General features: G+C 68.7%; 17 protein-coding genes. 11 read left to right on the top strand and 6 right to left on the bottom strand.

The window, feature by feature from the left end:
* Positions 1-25: 25 nt before the first annotated feature.
* From TSH64_RS26420 to TSH64_RS26410, 3 genes are all read left to right on the top strand, one after another.
* Complete coding sequence (locus TSH64_RS26420; RefSeq protein WP_109449620.1) at positions 26-2,575, top strand: heavy metal translocating P-type ATPase metal-binding domain-containing protein; 2,550 nt, start codon at positions 26-28, stop codon at positions 2,573-2,575.
* Positions 2,481-2,684, top strand: coding sequence for a cbb3-type cytochrome oxidase assembly protein CcoS (gene ccoS, locus TSH64_RS26415; RefSeq protein ID WP_109449618.1), 204 nt, complete (start codon positions 2,481-2,483; stop codon positions 2,682-2,684). The genes TSH64_RS26420 and ccoS overlap by 95 nt, the downstream gene beginning before the upstream one ends.
* Before the next feature lie 181 nt (positions 2,685-2,865).
* On the top strand, positions 2,866-3,528 hold the full coding sequence (locus TSH64_RS26410; protein WP_247873158.1) for a cyclic nucleotide-binding domain-containing protein: 663 nt from the start codon (positions 2,866-2,868) through the stop codon (positions 3,526-3,528).
* 227 nt (positions 3,529-3,755) lie between these two features.
* Here TSH64_RS26410 and TSH64_RS26405 read toward each other — a convergent pair whose 3' ends face one another.
* From TSH64_RS26405 to TSH64_RS26395, 3 genes are all read right to left on the bottom strand, one after another.
* On the bottom strand, positions 3,756-4,829 hold the full coding sequence (locus tag TSH64_RS26405; protein ID WP_109449614.1) for a COX15/CtaA family protein: 1,074 nt from the start codon (positions 4,827-4,829) through the stop codon (positions 3,756-3,758).
* 136 nt (positions 4,830-4,965) lie between these two features.
* The gene (locus tag TSH64_RS26400) at positions 4,966-5,460 is read right to left on the bottom strand and encodes a lysozyme (RefSeq protein ID WP_109449612.1); all 495 of its coding nucleotides are present in this window, start codon (positions 5,458-5,460) and stop codon (positions 4,966-4,968) included.
* 177 nt (positions 5,461-5,637) lie between these two features.
* Positions 5,638-5,874: a hypothetical protein gene (locus tag TSH64_RS26395; protein ID WP_109449610.1), complete on the bottom strand. Its 237-nt coding sequence runs from the start codon at positions 5,872-5,874 to the stop codon at positions 5,638-5,640.
* 445 nt (positions 5,875-6,319) lie between these two features.
* Here TSH64_RS26395 and groES point away from each other — a divergent pair, with 445 nt between their 5' ends.
* From groES to TSH64_RS26365, 6 genes are all read left to right on the top strand, one after another.
* Positions 6,320-6,610, top strand: coding sequence for a co-chaperone GroES (gene groES, locus TSH64_RS26390; protein WP_042702035.1), 291 nt, complete (start codon positions 6,320-6,322; stop codon positions 6,608-6,610).
* 48 nt (positions 6,611-6,658) lie between these two features.
* Positions 6,659-8,302: a chaperonin GroEL gene (gene groL / locus TSH64_RS26385; RefSeq protein WP_109449608.1), complete on the top strand. Its 1,644-nt coding sequence runs from the start codon at positions 6,659-6,661 to the stop codon at positions 8,300-8,302.
* Between the two features lie 268 nt (positions 8,303-8,570).
* Positions 8,571-8,945: a hypothetical protein gene (locus TSH64_RS26380; protein ID WP_109449606.1), complete on the top strand. Its 375-nt coding sequence runs from the start codon at positions 8,571-8,573 to the stop codon at positions 8,943-8,945.
* 17 nt (positions 8,946-8,962) lie between these two features.
* Entirely contained in the window at positions 8,963-9,880 is a 918-nt protein-coding gene (locus tag TSH64_RS26375; protein WP_109449603.1) for a DMT family transporter, read from the top strand.
* Between the two features lie 423 nt (positions 9,881-10,303).
* A complete protein-coding gene (locus TSH64_RS26370; RefSeq protein WP_109449601.1) occupies positions 10,304-11,017 on the top strand; it encodes a LuxR C-terminal-related transcriptional regulator in 714 nt (237 codons plus the stop codon).
* 173 nt (positions 11,018-11,190) lie between these two features.
* Positions 11,191-12,384 (top strand): hypothetical protein, encoded by a 1,194-nt coding sequence (locus TSH64_RS26365; RefSeq protein ID WP_109449599.1) that lies wholly within the window; start codon positions 11,191-11,193, stop codon positions 12,382-12,384.
* Between the two features lie 20 nt (positions 12,385-12,404).
* Here TSH64_RS26365 and TSH64_RS26360 read toward each other — a convergent pair whose 3' ends face one another.
* Positions 12,405-12,674: a hypothetical protein gene (locus tag TSH64_RS26360; protein ID WP_109449597.1), complete on the bottom strand. Its 270-nt coding sequence runs from the start codon at positions 12,672-12,674 to the stop codon at positions 12,405-12,407.
* Positions 12,675-12,927: 253 nt separating this feature from the next.
* Between TSH64_RS26360 and TSH64_RS26355 the strand changes: the two genes are divergently transcribed.
* On the top strand, positions 12,928-13,953 hold the full coding sequence (locus TSH64_RS26355; RefSeq protein WP_109453052.1) for a zinc-binding alcohol dehydrogenase family protein: 1,026 nt from the start codon (positions 12,928-12,930) through the stop codon (positions 13,951-13,953).
* 39 nt (positions 13,954-13,992) lie between these two features.
* On the opposite strand, the gene TSH64_RS26350 is transcribed toward TSH64_RS26355, so the two are convergent.
* On the bottom strand, positions 13,993-14,886 hold the full coding sequence (locus TSH64_RS26350) for a LysR substrate-binding domain-containing protein (RefSeq protein WP_109449595.1): 894 nt from the start codon (positions 14,884-14,886) through the stop codon (positions 13,993-13,995).
* A 197-nt stretch (positions 14,887-15,083) separates the two neighbouring features.
* Between TSH64_RS26350 and TSH64_RS26345 the strand changes: the two genes are divergently transcribed.
* Complete coding sequence (locus TSH64_RS26345; protein WP_109449593.1) at positions 15,084-15,620, top strand: substrate-binding domain-containing protein; 537 nt, start codon at positions 15,084-15,086, stop codon at positions 15,618-15,620.
* A 5-nt stretch (positions 15,621-15,625) separates the two neighbouring features.
* On the opposite strand, the gene TSH64_RS26340 is transcribed toward TSH64_RS26345, so the two are convergent.
* On the bottom strand, positions 15,626-17,179 hold the full coding sequence (locus TSH64_RS26340) for an ATP-binding protein (protein ID WP_109449591.1): 1,554 nt from the start codon (positions 17,177-17,179) through the stop codon (positions 15,626-15,628).
* Positions 17,180-17,650: the final 471 nt, after the last annotated feature.

Genomic DNA, 17,650 nt, shown 5'->3' with positions numbered 1-17,650 from the left:
CCGGGACAGTCAGGGTGATGTCGAGATGACCGTCTGCCTCCATTGCGGGCAAGAGCTGGGCGACAATGCGCAAGCTGGCAGCCTGACTGCCGGCGATGGCGCCGGTCCGTTCTGCTGCACCGGCTGCGCCGCCGCCTACGACCTCGTGCGCGGGCTGGGGCTGGAGCGCTATTACGAGCGCCGCAGCGTCGATCCCACCGCCCGCCCCTTGCGTCCCGACGACACCCCGGCGGTCGATTACGAACCGCATGCCCGCGACGAGCAGGACGGCAGCCGCAGCCTGCACCTGATGGTCGACGGCATGCAGTGCGCGGCCTGCGTCTGGCTGATCGAATCGGCGCTCAACCGCCAGCCGGGCATCGCCCAGGCCCGCATGAACATGACCACGCGGCGGCTGACCGTGCGCTGGACGCCCGAAGCGACCGACGCCAACGCGGTGGTCGGCACCGTGGCCCAGCTGGGATACCGCGCCGTTCCCTTCGATCCCGACCAGCTGGGTGGCGCCCAGGCGAAGAGCGAGAAGGAACTGCTGCGCGCCATGGCGGTGGCGGGCTTCGCCATGGGCAACGTCATGCTGCTGTCGGTGTCGGTCTGGGCCGGCCACAGCCAGGGCATGGGCACCGCCACCCGCGACCTGATGCACTGGATTTCGGCGCTGATCTGCATGCCGGCCATCGCCTACGCGCTGCGTCCCTTCGCGCGCTCGGCGCTGTCGGTTCTGCGGCACGGCCGCACCAACATGGATGTGCCGATCACCATCGGCGTGCTGCTCGCCACCGGCATGAGCCTGTTCGAGACCATCCACAGCGGCGAGCATGCCTATTTCGACGGCGGCGTCATGCTGCTGTTCTTCCTGCTGGTCGGCCGCTATCTCGACCAGCGGGCGCGCGGCCGGGCGCGGTCGGCGGCGGAACAGCTGCTGGGCCTGCGCGCCAACGCAGTCACCATCCTGAAAGAGGACGGCACCAGCGCTGTGGTGGCGCCAGAGCAGGTCGTTGCCGGAACCACCATCCTGGTCGCGGCCGGCGAGCGCATCCCCGTCGACGGCCGGGTGTCCGACGGCGTGTCCGACCTCGACACCGGCCTGATCACCGGCGAGACGGTGCCGGGCACCGCGCGGCCGGGCGATCAGGTCTTCGCCGGCACGCTCAACCTGACCGCACCCCTGCGCCTGACCGTCACCGCGGTGGGCGAGGGCACGCTGCTGGCCGAGATCGTCCGGCTGATGGAGGTGGCGGAACAGGGCCGCGCCAAATATGTCGCCATCGCCGACCGGGTGTCCCGCCTCTACGCTCCCGTCGTCCATCTGACCGCGCTGACCACCTTCGCCGGCTGGATGCTGCTGGGCGGGGTGGTGTGGCAGGACGCGCTGATGAACGCCATCGCCGTGCTGATCATCACCTGCCCCTGCGCGCTGGCTCTGGCCGTGCCGGTGGTGCAGGTGATCGCCAGCGGCCGGCTGATGCGCCAGGGCACCCTGCTGAAAAGCCCGACCGCGCTGGAGCGGCTCGCCGCCATCGACACGGTGGTGTTCGACAAGACCGGTACCCTGACCGAGGGGCGCCCGGTGCCGCAGCTGGACGGACTGGCGGCTGGGGGGCTGTCGGCGGAGGGGCTGTCGGTGGAGGATCTGGCGCTGGCGGCCTCGCTCGCCGCGGCCAGCCGCCACCCGCTGGCCCGTGCGCTGGCCGCCGCCGCACCCGAGGTGCCGGTGGCGGCGGGGGTGCGCGAGATCGCCGGCGCCGGCCTGTCCCTGCAGACGGCGGAGGGCGAGGTGCGGCTGGGCAGCCGCCGCTTCACCGGCGCGCCGCTGGAGGCGGAGGATGCCGCCGGTCCGGAGCTGTGGCTGGCCCGTCCGGGCGAGGAGCCGCGGCGGATCGTCTTCCTCGACGCCCCGCGCCCCGACGCCGCCGCGGTGGTGGCGGCGCTGAAGGCGCGTGGGTTGGAGGTGAAGCTGCTGTCGGGCGACCGCCGGGGTGCTGTGGCGGCGGTGGCGGCGCGGCTGGGCATCGCCGACTGGCGGGCCGAACAGACGCCGGCCGACAAGACCGCGGCGCTGGCCGAACTGGCCGGGCAGGGCCGCACCGTGCTGATGGTCGGCGACGGGCTGAACGACGCCCCGGCGCTGGCCGCCGCCGCGGTGTCGATGTCGCCCTCCACCGCGGTGGATGTCAGCCAGACCGCGGCCGACGTGGTGTTCCAGGGCCGGCTGCTGCGCCCGATCGTCGAGACGGTGGAGGTTTCCCGCCGGTCCGGCCGTCTGGTCAGGCAGAATTTCGGGATCGCCCTGGTGTATAACCTGTGCGCCGTGCCGCTGGCGATGGGTGGCATGCTGACGCCGCTGCTGGCGGCGCTGGCGATGTCGTCGTCGTCACTGATCGTCATTCTGAACGCGCTGCGGCTGGCCCGCGGCGCCGTCGTCAAGGATCTTCCCGTGCGGAACATCGCCGTTCGGGAACTGCCGGGTAAGGATTCGGGTGATGGACGAGCTTCTCTATCTGATCGCGATCGCGCTGAGCCTGGGCGGACTGGGGCTGGCGGCCTTTCTGTGGGCGCTGAAATCCGGCCAGTTTGACGATCTGGACGGGGCGGCCCACCGCGTCCTGTTCGACGACGATCTGCCGGCTGCACCCCGCGCGGGCGGTGAACCGGCCAAGCCGGTGGAGGCCGTCCGCGGGCAATAGTGCCAAAACCCGTATGGGCATAAAAAGGTTGTATGCGTGCAAGGTTGCGATTCTGAGCGATTGCCACCAATATGGGCCCATGCGGAATGAAAGGCTGGGTTCCTCCATGCCACCTTTTGATATGGTTCGCGCTCGGGAAAAGAGCGCTGCGACGGAAATGAATCCCTGCGGGGCCTGTCCCGTGCGCAGCCTGACGGTGTGCGCCGCGCTGGAACCCGAGGAATTGCGCCGTCTCGCCGACATTCTGCAGAATGTGCGCATCGATTCCGGCCACACCCTGTTCGCCGAGGGCGACGCCGCCGATGCGCTCTACAACGTCACGTCCGGGACGGTGAAGCTGTACAAGCTGCTGCCGGACGGGCGCCGCCAGATCACCGGATTCCTGGTGACCGGCGATTTCCTTGGGCTGGCGGTCAACGACAGCTATGCCTACACCGCCGAATCGGTGACCAGCGCCTCGCTCTGCCGCTTCCCGCGCAAGAAGATCGATGCGCTGCTGGAGGAATTCCCCAAGATGCAGCGGCGCCTGTTCTCGATGGCGTCGAACGAGCTGGCCGCGGCACAGGACCAGATGCTCCTGCTCGGCCGCAAGACGGCGAAGGAGAAGATCTGCTCCTTCCTGCTGATGCTGTCGCAGCGCGCCGCCCGCCGCGGCCACAAGGAAAACCCGGTCTTCGTGCCGATGAGCCGGGCCGACATCGCCGACTATCTGGGCCTGACCACCGAAACCGTCAGCCGCACCTTCACCCAGCTGAAGACCGCCGGGGTGATCTCGCTCCAGGAAGGCAACAAGGTTCTGATCGCCGACATCGACGCGATGTACGATCTGGCCGAAGGGGCGTGACGCGGCGCCTCGCGCTTTCGCGGGGTGCGGGCGTGTCTGGCAAATTTTCCACGGATTTCACGGATTAGGACACGGATTTCACGGATGTTCCTCCGCGAGGCTTCGGCTTGTCGGGGAGCATCCGCGCCGGCAAGCCATAAAAAATCCGTGTAATCCGTGCTTAAATCCGTGCAATCCGTGTCGATCTTGCCGGCCGCGCCCGCAAGCCGGCAAGAATACGACGCGCGTTATTCCCGCCCGACCGGCCGCAGTTCGAACAGCAGCCAGACCAGCATCGACACCACCAGAATGGCGCCGGCCTGATGGGCGGCGGCGATGGGCGTCCACACCACGGTCAGCAGCGTGGCGACTCCCATCGCGATTTGCAGCAGGACCATGGCGCCCGACGCCAGCGCCGCGCGGCCGGCGCGTCCCGGCAGGCGGGCGTTCAGGACGCGGGCGGCCAGCACCAGGACGACCACCCCGGTCAGGATCGCCAGCGCGCGGTGGATCAACTGGATCGCCGCGGTGTTCTCGACCGGGTTGAGCCACCAGGGCGTCAGCGTGTCGACCTCCGGCGGGATCCAGTGGCCGTTCATCAGCGGGAATGTGTTGTAGGCGAAGCCGGCGTCCGACCCGGCGACGAAGGCGCCCCAGACGATGGTGACGGCGACCAGACCCAGCGCCCAGCCGGTGTGGCGGCGCAGGGACGCTGCCTCCGGCCGCCAGCCCGCCATCGGCAGCGGATCGAGCAGGCCCAGCGCCGTGCGCAGAAGCAGGGCGTAGATCAGGATGGCAGTGCTGAGATGCAGGGCCAGCCGGTAATGGCTGACGTTCGGCGAATCGACCAGCCCGCTCTTCACCATGAACCAGCCGATGCCGCCCTGGAGCCCGCCCAGCAGGAACAGGCCGGCCAGCTTCGGCCACAGCTCCGACGAGATGCGGCCCTGCATCCAGAAACGCAGGAAGGGGATCAGGAAAACGAAGCCGATCAGCTGGCCCCACAGCCGGTGGAACCACTCCCACCAGAAGATCGACTGGAAGCCGGCCAGATCCATGTGGCTGTTGTAGATGCGGAATTCCGGCGTCGCCTTGTACAGGTCGAAGACCCGGTTCCATTCCGCCGAGGACAGCGGCGGCAAAATGCCGATCAGCGGTTTCCATTCCACCATCGACAGGCCGGATTCCGTCAGCCGGGTGATGGCGCCGATCACGGCCATGGCCAGCACCATGGCGGCGCAGACCAGAAGCCAGACGGCGATGGGCCGGTTCGGATTGGGGCGGGTGGCGGCGGCGAGGCTGTCGGAGGCAAAGGCGGTCAAGGCGGCATTCCGGAGCGCGGCGGTGGGATGTCCGCAAATGTGGGGCGAACATCCCGTCCCGTCAAACGGCTCGTGCCCGACGCCTGCCGGAAGGCCGGATCGGGCCCGGATATCGGGCCCGGATATCAGGCCAGGATCAGGGGGTGCCGTCCGCGGTGGTGACGCCGGTCTTCGGCTGGGCGGTCTGGCTCTGGAACAGCGCCTCCTCGGCCGCGCGGCGGGCGACGAGGCCCGGCAGCTTGGTCGGCGTGCCATTCACCGTGGCATAGACCCAGCGGCCGAACTGGCCGGCAGCCCCGGCATAATCGCCCTCGTTCAGCAGCCTCAGCAGGGTCGAACTTTGCAGGCTGCCGGCGCCGAGGTTGAAGACGAAGGACGCCAGCGCGCCGCGCTGGTCGTCGTTCAGCGGCACCGTCACCAGGGCGTCGACATGGCCGGCGGCCTGGGCAAGGTCGGAGGCGAGAAAGGCATCGGCCTGCTCGACGGTGATGGTCTGCCCCATCGTCACGCCGGCGGTATGGCCGTAACCGATGGTGGGAACGCCGGCCGGGCAGAGGTAGGCGTTGAGGTAAAGGCCTTCAAAATGCTTCACAAGATCGACCGCGGCTTGGCAGACCGGCTGGGTGGTCATGGATGGAAACTCCCGGTTGGCGCGCCGGACGGGGTGGTGCCGCCCGTATCGGCGGCGATCCTATGGGGAATACGCGCGGAGCGGGAAGTGTGGATTTCAATTTGTCGCGAATTGCGGAGATGTGGCCGCCGAGACTGCGCGGCAGGAGAATTCTGCGCGGGACCTGGGCTGATAAAGTCAGGGTGACAAGGTCTGGGCGGCGCCGAACAGCACGAAAAGAGCGAACAGCAGGGCGAACAGGCCGGCGATGGTGGTGAACTCCAGCAGAACCTCCACCAGCCGGCTCTCATGCTCCCACCACCGTGCCCGCTTGCCCGATCCCGGAGCGGCGGCGATTCGGGCCGGACGCTTGTGTTCGAGGCGGTCGGCCGCATGAGTCCCGGTCCAGCCGTCCGCCCGCCGCTTCGCCATCATCGCGCCCTCCACTCTCTCCAATGCCGATTTCTCTAAAATTTTAGGAAATTTCGTCGGGTGGCGCTGTGACGGCAATCACAGGCGTGACGTGCGGGAGGTGAGGGAGCGGCTGGGAGGATCGGGTGGATCTGGCGCCCGGCTCCAGCCTTTTGCTGTCCCGGCGATGCGTCCGCTGCCGGAAGGGTCGGTTTCCTCGTGACCGTTTGAAGAAATTTGCCCGTGCCGGCTGCCTGCCGAGATGAGGGAATATCATTTGAAATCAATGTGCTATAAGCAGTGTCGGATGAGTGTTGCAGACATTTGCGGCAAATTCCGAAACGAGCCTCTTGAATCCATAATCCGCTTCGATTAGCTGTCTGGCACTCGCCGGGCTGGAGTGCTAACAGCCGCCGCCCGCGCCAATTTCCGTCAGTCAGAACCAAGCCTTGATCCAAGGAGGCATTCCATGAAGTTCCGCCCGCTGCACGACCGCGTCGTCGTCAAGCGTCTGGAGTCCGACACCAAGACCAAGGGTGGGATCATCATCCCCGACACGGCCAAGGAAAAGCCGCAGGAAGGCGAGATCATCGCCGTCGGCCCGGGCGCCCGTGACGAGTCGGGCAAGGTCGTGGCGCTGGACGTCAAGGCCGGCGACCGCATCCTGTTCGGCAAGTGGTCGGGCACCGAAGTGAAGATCGAAGGCGTCGATTACCTGATCATGAAGGAATCCGACATCATGGGCGTCATCGAGGCCTAAGTCCTCCGCCCGTACCCTTCGAAATTTACACGTTAAAGGAATCGAGACATGGCTGCCAAAGACGTCAAGTTCGGCCCCTCCGCGCGCGAAAAGCTGCTGCGTGGCGTTGACATCCTCGCCGACGCCGTGAAGGTCACGCTGGGCCCGAAGGGCCGCAACGTCGTGATCGAGAAGTCCTTCGGCGCTCCGCGCATCACCAAGGACGGCGTGTCGGTCGCCAAGGAAATCGAGCTGGCCGACAAGTTCGAGAACATGGGCGCCCAGATGGTCCGCGAGGTCGCCTCGAAGACCAACGATCTGGCCGGTGACGGCACCACCACCGCCACGGTCCTGGCCCAGGCCATCGTCCGCGAAGGCGTGACCAAGGTCGCCGCCGGCCTGAACCCGATGGACCTGAAGCGCGGCATCGATCTGGCCGTCTCGACCGTCGTCGCCGACATCCAGGCCCGCGCCAAGAAGGTCACGACCAACGACGAGATCGCCCAGGTCGGCACCATCTCCGCCAACGGCGAAGCCGAGATCGGCAAGATGATCGCCCAGGCGATGGAGCGCGTCGGCAACGAAGGCGTCATCACGGTGGAAGAGGCCAAGAGCCTGGACACCGAGCTGGACGTCGTCGAGGGCATGCAGTTCGACCGCGGCTACCTGTCGCCGTACTTCGTGACCAACGCCGACAAGATGGTCGCGGATCTCGAGAGCCCCTTCATCCTGCTGCACGAGAAGAAGCTGTCGGGCCTGCAGCCGCTGCTGCCGGTTCTGGAAGCCGTCGTCCAGTCCTCGCGTCCGCTGCTGATCATCGCCGAGGACATCGAGGGTGAGGCGCTGGCCACGCTCGTCGTGAACAAGCTGCGCGGCGGCCTGAAGATCGCCGCCGTCAAGGCTCCGGGCTTCGGCGACCGCCGCAAGGCGATGCTGGAGGACATGGCCATCCTGACCGGCGGCCAGGTCATCTCCGAAGACCTCGGCATCAAGCTCGAGAACGTCACGCTCGACATGCTGGGCACCGCCAAGAAGGTCGTGATCTCCAAGGAGACCACCACCATCGTCGACGGCGCCGGCGACAAGGCCGACATCGAAGCCCGTTGCGGCCAGATCCGCGCCCAGGCCGAGGAGACCACCTCGGACTACGACCGCGAGAAGCTGCAGGAGCGTCTGGCCAAGCTGGCCGGTGGCGTCGCCGTCATCCGCGTCGGCGGTGCGACCGAGGTCGAGGTGAAGGAGCGCAAGGATCGCGTTGACGACGCGATGCACGCCACCCGCGCCGCGGTGGAAGAGGGTGTGGTCGCCGGCGGCGGCACCGCCCTGCTGTACGCCTCCAAGGCCCTGGACGCCCTGACCCCGGTCAACGACGAGCAGCGCGTCGGCATCGACATCATCCGTCGCGCCCTGCAGGCCCCGGTCCGTCAGATCGCCTACAACGCCGGCACCGACGGCTCGATCGTGGTCGGCAAGCTGCTCGACCAGAACGACACCAATTTCGGCTACGACGCCCAGAAGGGTGAGTTCACCGATCTGGTCGCCGCCGGCATCATCGACCCGGTGAAGGTGGTTCGCACCGCCCTGCAGGATGCGGCCTCGATCGCCGGCCTGCTGATCACCACCGAGGCGATGATCGCCGAGAAGCCGGAGAAGAAGGCTGCTCCGGGCGGCATGCCGGGCGGCATGGGCGGCATGGACGACATGGGCTTCTAATAGCCTATCGTTCGACCGTTCTTCGGTTCGGAAAGGGGCGCCTCCGCAAGGGGGCGCCCTTTTTCTTTGGCCGGATGACCGGAAGGGAGCCGGAGTTCCACCCTGCCCCCACCCCTGGCCGTGACATCCCGCCATCCTGAAAAGTCAAGGTGAAGTCCGCCTTGCTTTGCCGCGGTCGCCTCCCAATAATCCGCCCCTCTCTTGCCGGGCGCCCCAGCGTGGGGCGCCGGCCTCCTGACTTCCGTATTTTAAAACGAGGGCCTGTTCCATGCGCTCCTTCGAGGGCCAGCATTCCGACAACGTCGCCATCAAGCGCACCCGCGAGCAGAAGCAGCGTCAGCTGGTTCAGCTCAAGGAGCAGCTGGCGACGCTGAAAGCCCACGCGGCCCCCGCCATCCGTGAAGCATTGGTCAAGCGCATCGCCGAACTCGACGCCGAGATGCGCCAGCCCGCCAAGCCTGCCCGCGAAGGCCGCGAAGGCCGCGAAGGCCGTGGCGAGGGCCGCGGTGAAGGCCGTGACGATGCGCCGCGCCATCCCCGCCGCGAACCCCGCGCAAGCGTCTTCCGCGCCGAGGACAGCGGCGACCGCAGCGCCGCCGTGACCGCGGCGAGCGTCTTCGCCTCGCCCCGCCGCCGCAGCTGAACGCACGGGACAGCGCCATGCCCGCCGACCGCACCGCCTCCGTCAAGGGATCCCGCCTCGCCGATCAGGCCTGGCTGCTGATGATGCTGCCGCCCCTGTTCTGGGCGGGCAACGCGGTCCTGGGGCGTGCGGTCGCCGGGTCGGTGCCGCCCATCGGGCTGGCCTTCTGGCGCTGGTTCCTGGGCATGCTGGTGGTGCTGCCCTTCGCCTGGCCGCATCTGCGCCACGACATCACGCCGATCCTGGCGCGGTGGAAGAGCGTGCTGCTGCTGGGCACGCTCGGCATCGGCATCTACAACACCTTCCAGTACATCGCGCTCAACACGACGACCGCGCTGAACTGCGTGATGCTGCAGTCGTCGATGCCGGTGATGATCGTGCTGATGAGCCTCGTCCTGTTCCGCGACCGGATCGGGGCGATGCAGGGGGTGGGGATCGCCGTCTCGCTGGTCGGCGCGATGACCCTGATCTCGCACGGCGATCCGGGAACCCTGCTGGGGCTGGAGTTGAATGCCGGCGACGTCTGGATGCTGGCGGCTGTGGTGATCTATGCCGCCTACACCACGCTGCTGCGCCGCCGGCCGGCGATCCACGGGCTGAGCTTCGTCGTCGTCACCTTCGCCATCGGCGCGGTGGAACTGCTGCCTTTCTATGTCTGGGAGAGCCTGGGCGGCCATCCGGTCCAGGCCAGCGGCATCACGCTGCTGGCGGTCGGCTACACCGTGCTGTTCCCGTCCATCGCCGCCTATCTCTGCTTCAACCGGGCGGTGGAGCTTCTCGGCCCCAACACCGCCGGCCTCGCCATCCATCTGGTGCCGGTCTTCGGCAGCCTGCTGGCCATCCTGTTCCTGGGCGAGCAGCCGCACCTCTATCATGGGGTCGGCATCGCTTTGATCGCCGCCGGCATCCTCCTGGCGACCCGCCGCCGGGCCTGAGCGGCCACAGGGTTGCGGCCGGGGAAGCCGCGCGGAACGTTAAATCCGTGCGAAGATAATTTTTGAACCCGGCGGTCACAACAAACCAACTGGATGGCTTTTCTTGTCTTGTGATAAAGTTTGGCCGGCGTTTCCTGCCGGCGGATAGGTCGTCCGGGTATGGAGTTTGCGAAAATACTTGTGGTGTTCGCCGTCTGGTTTCGGGGTGTCCCGTGGGATAGCGCATTGATCGGCGTTCTTGTTTGAGTTTTCGCCGGTGTAGTATCCCTGGTATCCTTTTAGACAGGTCCGCTATCCCTCGCGATTGCAGCGGTCAATAAGGGATGACCGCTAAAATGTCGGTCATGGCGGCGGTTCGGACACGGATCGACCGTTATGGAGAGCCGGCGCTGTTCGCCGGCCCGATGTGGTGGAGGTCCCAAGATGCCCCTGCAAATTTCCGCGCCCGCCTATCCGCAAACCACCTGCCTCGTTCACATCGTCGATGGCGACCTGATGTCGCGCAGCACGCTTTCGCGGGCGCTGGGCGCGGTCGGCATCGCCTGCCGTGTCCACAGCACCGCCGCCGATGCGCTGGCCGTGCTGGGCACCGGGTCCTCCTGCATCGTCCTGCGCAGCGACCTGCCGGACATGACCGCCATGGAGTTCATGGCCGAGGCCTCGCTGCACGGCCACGACCTGCCGGTCCTGGTGATGACCGAGCAGGGCGACGTCGACGCCGCCGTCGCCGCGATGAAGGCCGGCGCGGTCGACTGCATCGCCCGCCCCTTCGCCATCCCGGCCTTCCTGGAGCGGCTGCGCGCCTGCCTGGCGTCCGGCAGCCCGCATGCCCAGCAGCGCGACCGCAGCCGCGACGCCGTCCGCCGGCTCGCCCTGCTGAGCCGCCGCGAGTCGGAGGTTCTGGAACTGATCGTCGACGGCAAGCAGAGCAAGACCATTGCCTGGGAGCTGGGCATCAGCATCAAGACGGTGGAGGTCCACCGCGCCCGCATCATGGAAAAGACCGGCTGCCGCTCCATCGTCGGCCTGGGGCGTCTCTGGGAGTCGGCGGAAATTCTGCGCGCCCGTGACCTGCCGCATCCCATGTCCATCCGCCAGCCGGCCCCGGCCGCACTGATGGAGGCGGCGGCATCCTGATGCCGCCATCCCCGGGGCTGTCTTGTGCGGGTTCCCGTCCTTGCCGGATTGCGGCTCCTTCGGACACGGCCGGTCGAAAATTGAAGGCCGGCGAGTGCTTTCCGTGGGCTTGACCGGAAGAGGATTGTAAAGTTCCGGGGAAGAGCAACCAGAGCGCTGACAGGAGCGGTTCTATGTTCCCCGATCATGGTCACCGTCGCATCGCCGTGGCGTCGCCCGACGACATCGCCACGGCGCGTCGGATCGCGGCGGAACGGGCCGACGGGGTGCTGCCGGTGGACGAGGCGGCCCGGCTGGACCGGCTGGTGACCATGGTGGCCGACCATGCTCTTGGCCGGCCGGACGGGACCATCCTGATTGCCCGGATGCGCAGCGGGGCCGGCGTCGAATGCCTGGCCTACGACCGCGATCCCGCCACCGCCGCGCTGACCCCGTTAACGCCGGACGGTGGTCTCCCCGCGCTTGACGCGGTGTTGGAGTCCGTTCGCGGCGAGGCCGACCGGTTCCATGTTCATGCCACGCCGGGCATCGGGCTCGCGCTGCTGGCCCGTGTCCTGCGGCCGGGTGCGGACGATGCCCCGCCGGCCGACGCCCTGGCCCAGGCCGGGGCGGTGACGGTCGAGCGGAGCGGCGGCGACGCCGCGCGCGGCGGTCCCTTCATCGACCATTGGTTCGTCAGCTGTGCCCCCGCCCGTGGCAGTGACGGCCCCTGCGGCATCGCCCTGATGGTCGACGGCGACACGGCCGCCGATGCCGGTCCCGCCGAGCCCCCCGTCAAGACCGATGCCGGTTCCAGTGCGGAGGAGGGCAAGGGGCAAGGTGCCACGCAAATTCCCCCCCCCACAATGATGACGCCCGCTGTGCTGCGGCAGATGGAGGCGGTGGTCGCCGCCACGGTTCCGGGGCTGCCGGCTCCCGTCGTGGTCAACGCCATCCGGCGCGACCTGAAGGGGCGGCCCGAACTGGGGCTGTCCCACGACCGGACCCTGACGCGGATCGGGCGGTCGGCCGCCGCGGTCCTGCGCTTCGACGCCGGTGCGGTGGATTATACGGCGCTCGGCACCCTGGCCGGGGCGGTGGTGCGCCGGCAGGAGATCACGGCGCTCGGCGCCCGCTGGGCGATGATCGGCTTCAATCCGCTGGCCCCCGCCTCGGTCCATCTGCGCTGGGCAGCGGGGGAGCATGTCGTGCTCTACACCGGCGGGTGTGCCCGGCTGCCCGCCCTGTTCATCCACCGCGACCTGCACCGGGTCGAGCCGACGCTGGCGGCGCTGGTCCTGCTGCGCGACGGTGCGGTGAGCGACGACGACCACACCGTGCTGGTTCTGCGCAACTGCGGCGACGGCCTGCCGGCCAACGCCGTCTGAGGTCCGTCGGCGTCCCCGGCTCAGCGCCAGCCGCGCGGTCCCCTGCCGGGGCCCCATCCACGTCCCGGGCCCCAGCCGCGGTCGCCGTGCCAATGGTCGTGCCAGGGGCGGCGGTAATAGCCCGGCCCGACCACCACCGGCGGCGGCACGGCATAGACGGTCGGCGGCGGAACCACCACCGGCTCGCTGTAGGCGGGATAATAGGGATCGTAGGCGACGCAGCCGGTCAGGGCGGCACCCCCCGCAGCCAGGAGCAGGGCGGTCAGGATGCGGAGACGATTGGTTGGCATGGCCGTGCTTCCTGTCTGACGACGGACCGGCTTCGGCGGTGAAACCGGTCATCTGTACGAACACCGCAGCCCGGCCGGCTATTCCATACCTCTTTGGCGTCATGATTTTGAAGCCGTTCGGCCGATGCCTCGTCCATCCCGGAATCCGATGGATGAAAGAAGAACTATGAATTTCACATATCGGGGCGGCGGCGCCATCCTGTGTCCCGACGTCTTCCCAATTCAGAAGACCCATTCAGAAGACGAGGCCGCCATGAAAGCCGTTGGTTTCCGCAAGTCCCTGCCCATCGCCGATGCCGGCGCGCTGATCGACGTCGAGATCGACCGCCCGACCCCCACCGGCCGCGACCTGCTGGTCCGGGTGGAGGCGGTGTCGGTCAACCCGGTGGACACCAAGGTCCGCCGCAACGCCTTGCCGACCGAAGGCGAGCTGCGCGTCCTGGGCTTCGATGCCGCCGGCATCGTCGAGGCGGTCGGGCCGGAGGTGACCCTCTTCCGTGCCGGCGACGCGGTGTTCTATGCCGGCTCCATCGACCGGCCCGGCACCAACAGCGAATATCATCTGGTCGACGAGCGCATCGTCGGCGCCCGCCCGGCCAGCCTGAGCGTCGCCGAGGCCGCCGCCCTGCCGCTGACCGCCATTACCGCCTGGGAGATGCTGTTCCACCGGCTGGGCCTGCCGCGCGAGGGCGACGGGAAAAATGGCGGCGAGGGCAAGTCGCTGCTGATCGTCGGCGGGGCCGGCGGCGTCGGCTCCATCGCCATCCAGCTGGCCCGCCGGCTGAGCGGGGTGCGGGTGCTGGCCACCGCGTCGCGTCCGGAGACCGCCGACTGGGTGCGCGAGCTTGGCGCCCATGACGTGATCGACCACAGCCGGCCGATGGCGGAACAGGTGAAGGCGCTGGGGCTGACCGGCGTCGATTACGTCTTCTCCACCAATGCGACCGACCGCCATTTCCAGGATCTGGTCGAGCTGGTGGCGCCGCAGGGCCATATCGGCCTGATCGACGATCCGGAGCCCATCGACATCCGCCTGCTGAAGCGCAAGAGCGTCTCGCTGCACTGGGAGCTGATGTTCACCCGGCCGCTGTTCCAGACCGACGACATGATCGCCCAGCACGAGCTGCTGACCGAAGTGTCGCGGCTGGTCGATGCCGGTACGCTGCGCACCACCCTGACCGAGACGCTGGGCCGCATCGATGCCGCCACCCTGCGCAAGGCCCATGCCCTGATCGAATCCGGCAAGGCCCGCGGCAAGGTGGTGCTGGAAGGCTTCTGATCCGTCCGGTGCGCCCGGCCTGCCCCTCAACCAGCCCCCTCAACCAGCCAGGGCGAGGGGCGGGCGGGCCGGGCGCATCGCCGCCAGGCTTTCGACGATGAAGCCGACCAGCGGTTCGGCGAGGCGGCGGTTGCGCGGCGTCTCGCCGAAGATCGCCATTTCGACGTCGCCCAGTTCGGGCAGTCCGTCCTCCACTCCCAGCCGGCGCACGCCGTCGGGCACCGAGGAGTCGCTGAGCACCGCAACCCCCAGCCCGGCGCGGACGGCGGCCTGCACTCCCATGACGCTGGCGCTGGTATAGACCACCCGCCAGGACCGCCCGGTCTCACCCAGCGCCGCCAGTCCACGGTTGCGGAAGACGCAGGGCGCCGGCAGGGCGCAGAAGGGCAGCGGGCCGTCGTCCGGGATCTCCAGCCCGGGGGCGGCGATCCAGCGCATCGGCTCGGTCCAGATGGCCCGGCCGCGGGTGTCGCCGGCATCGCGGCGGGAGATGACGAGGTCCAGTTCGCCAGTGTCCAGGGCCGAGACCAGATCGCTGCACATGCCCACCCGGACGTCGATGTGCAGGCGAGGGTGCAGCTTCGTAAAGCGGCGCAGCACATGGGGCAGGTGGTCGGACAGGAAATATTCGGCCACGCCCAGCCGAAGCTCGCCCTCCGCCGCCGGTTCGGCGAAACGGCGCACCGTCTCGTCGTTCAGATCCAGCAGGCGGCGGGCATAGCCCATCAGCAGCTCGCCGTCATGGGTCAGCGCCAGCGACCGGCTGGTGCGCTCGAACACCCGGCGGCCGAGCATGTCCTCCAGCTTCTTGATCTTGACGCTGATCGCCGACTGGGTGCGGCCCAGCCGCTCCGCCGCCGCGGTGAAGCCGCCGGCCTCCGCCACGGTGACGAAGGCCCGCAGCGCGTCGATCTCCAGGTCGGGCAGGGACATTGGCAATGCATTCCATATGGTGATCGTTTCCTGCCATCCTATCGGAAATGTTCATGGATGGCGAGCGGCGCATCGGGACACGGCAATCGGCATATGGCGGGCGTGCCGTTGAAGCGGGCCAGGGGCGTTCTCATTGTCAGAGCCCTCCGGGCCTTGCCGCCCGGCGGCCTGACGATCCTTGAGGAGAGAGACGCCCGATGACCCGTTTTTCCGCTCCGGCCGGCAGAGTGGCTTTCAAACATCTGGCCCTCGCACTTGCCGCTGCGGCTTCGCTGGCCGGCTGCCAGATGCCGGGCCTCACGCCGCCGCCGCAACAGACCGCCGCCCTTCCGCCGCCGGCCGTGCCCAAGCCGCCGCCGGAAGCCCGCGGCATCTGGATCGTCGGCAGCCCGGCCCTGCGCGGCACCATCGATCAGGCCGCCGCCAAATACACCGGCGGTCCCGACACCAAGCCGCATCTCGACGCCCGCGGCACCGCCTCCGGCTTCCGCGCCTTCTGCGGCGGCGTCGGGCTGGACCATCCCGACATGGTGGCCTCCGACCGCCCGATCGGCGCGGCCGAGTATCAGCGCTGCCGCTCCGCCGGCATCACGATGACCGAATACGGCTTCGGGCCGAAGCGCTTCGTCTACGTCAAGGACTCGCACATGATGGCGGTTCCCGGCGTGAACGACTTCGTCGCCAGCTGGGGCCAGCCCGGCAAGCCGGTGAGTGCGCCCACCGCCGGAAGCTGAGGGGCTCACCCCGCCGCGAACAGCCCGCCCTCGTCGGAGGCGTCGGCGGCATCGTCGGCGTTGGGGTCGCCCAGCGCGGTTTCCCAGCCCAGCGCTGGCAGGGCGATGGCGCGGGTGTTGCCCAGGCCGCTGCGGCTGGCGATGAAGCCGCGCTGTTCCATATAGGTCAGCAGGCGGCGACCCCGCCCCTTCGACCGGCTGCCGCAGGCGCGCGCCACGTCGGCGTCGGACGGGCAGGGGGCGTGGTCGAGAGCGGCGCGGGCCAAGAGCAGGAAGACCGGCTGGATGTCCTCCGCCAGCGTCGCGGCGACCTCCGTCGCCCGCTGCCAAGCGGGATCGTCACCGCTGCCGGCCCCGGCGCGGGCGGTCGCCAGACGGCGGCGGAAGGCGGGCAGGGCCAGCCGGTCGCCATCGACCCCGCGGCCGCGGCAGCGCACCAGGAAATCCTGGTACAGGACGGCGAGCGAGCGGTAGGGCGCCTCCGGGTCGGCCAGAACCTCGGTCAGCACCTCGCCGTACTGGGCCTCGCGTTCGGCGGCCTGCTCCGGCGTTTCCACAGGCTCCAGCGGCAGCAGCGCCGGCTGTTCGGCGGCGCTGTCGTCGGGCGGCGGCGGCGGGGCGGCCGCGCGGCCGCGCGCCAGCTGTGCCATCAGGTCGGCGCTGGCCGAGGTGGAGGGGCGGCGCACGTAGCGCGGCGGCTCCGGCCCGGTGGTGGTGAAGATCAGGTCGCGGGCGTCCTCCACCGGGGTGGTGGGCGGCGGCATCAGCGTCGGGCTGCCGGTGCGGCCCTGGGTTTCCACCGCGCCGATGCGCAGCGGCAGCGGCCGGCGCGACAGGGCGGGACCGAGCGCGATGAAATGGCCGCGCTCCAGATCGCGGAACATCTCCGCCTGCCGGCGCTCCATGCCCAAGAGGTCGGCGGCGCGCGCCATGTCGATGTCGAGGAAGGTGCGGCCCATCAGGAAGTTCGACGCCTCGGCCGCGACGTTCTTCGCCAGCTTCGCCAGGCGCTGGGTGGCGATCACCCCGGCCAGCCCGCGCTTGCGCCCGCGGCACATCAGGTTGGTCATGGCGCCGAGCGAGACCTTGCGCGCCTCGTCCGACACCTCGCCGGCGGCGGACGGGGCGAACAGCTGCGCCTCGTCCACCACCACCAGCATCGGGTACCAGAAATCGCGGTCGGCATCGAACAGCCCGCCGAGGAAGGCGGCGGCATGGCGCATCTGCATTTCCGCGTCCAGCCCTTCCAGGTTCAGGACGACGGAGACGCGGTGCTGGCGCACGCGGGCGGCGACGGATTGCAATGCTGCCTCGCTGTGCGCGTCGGCCTCCACCACCACATGGCCGAACCGTTCGGCCAGCGTGACGAAGTCGCCCTCCGGGTCGATCACCGCCTGCTGCACCCATGGGGCGCTCTGTTCGATCAGCCGGCGCAGCAGGTGCGACTTGCCGGAGCCGGAATTGCCCTGAACCAGCAGACGGGTCGCCAGCAACTCCTCCAGGTCGAGAGTCGCGGCGCTGCCCGCGTTCGTCGCCCCCATGTCGATGCCGACCTTCATCCCGCTCGCCTCCCGCTCAAACCCGAACCGCCTCCCCCGAACCGCAACTCTGAAAGAGGGGGGCCTTCCTATAGCGCAGGCGGGCTCGGCGATACGAGGATTCGATTCGGGACAAGCCGGCCGGGGCCGGGCGATCACTCTCCGGCCGATTGAGCCGGAGCAGTGCGGATGAGCGCTCCGGTGGTGGGCTGGATCTTGCGGCAGAGGGCGGTTTGACCATATTCTTGCGGACAGGAGGGTGCGGCGCCAACCGCACCCTCCTGTCCGGTCCGGTTACTTCAGCAGATCGAGGATCGCCTTGATCAACTGAAGCACCAGGACCAGGAGTACGGGTGCTTTTTCCACTCAGTGCTCCCCGGTAGGTGGGACGCGGGCGGTGGCCACTCCGCCGCCCGGTTCCCACCATTGCATGCATAGCGATGGTGGGTGGAGCGGGCAACCGGCATTCCACCGCACCGTGTGCGTGAGTGG

Origin of the sequence: Azospirillum sp. TSH64 (assembly GCF_003116035.1) — a bacterium.
Taxonomy (GTDB): Bacteria; Pseudomonadota; Alphaproteobacteria; order Azospirillales; family Azospirillaceae; genus Azospirillum.
This window is presented reverse-complemented; position numbering and strand designations above follow the sequence as displayed.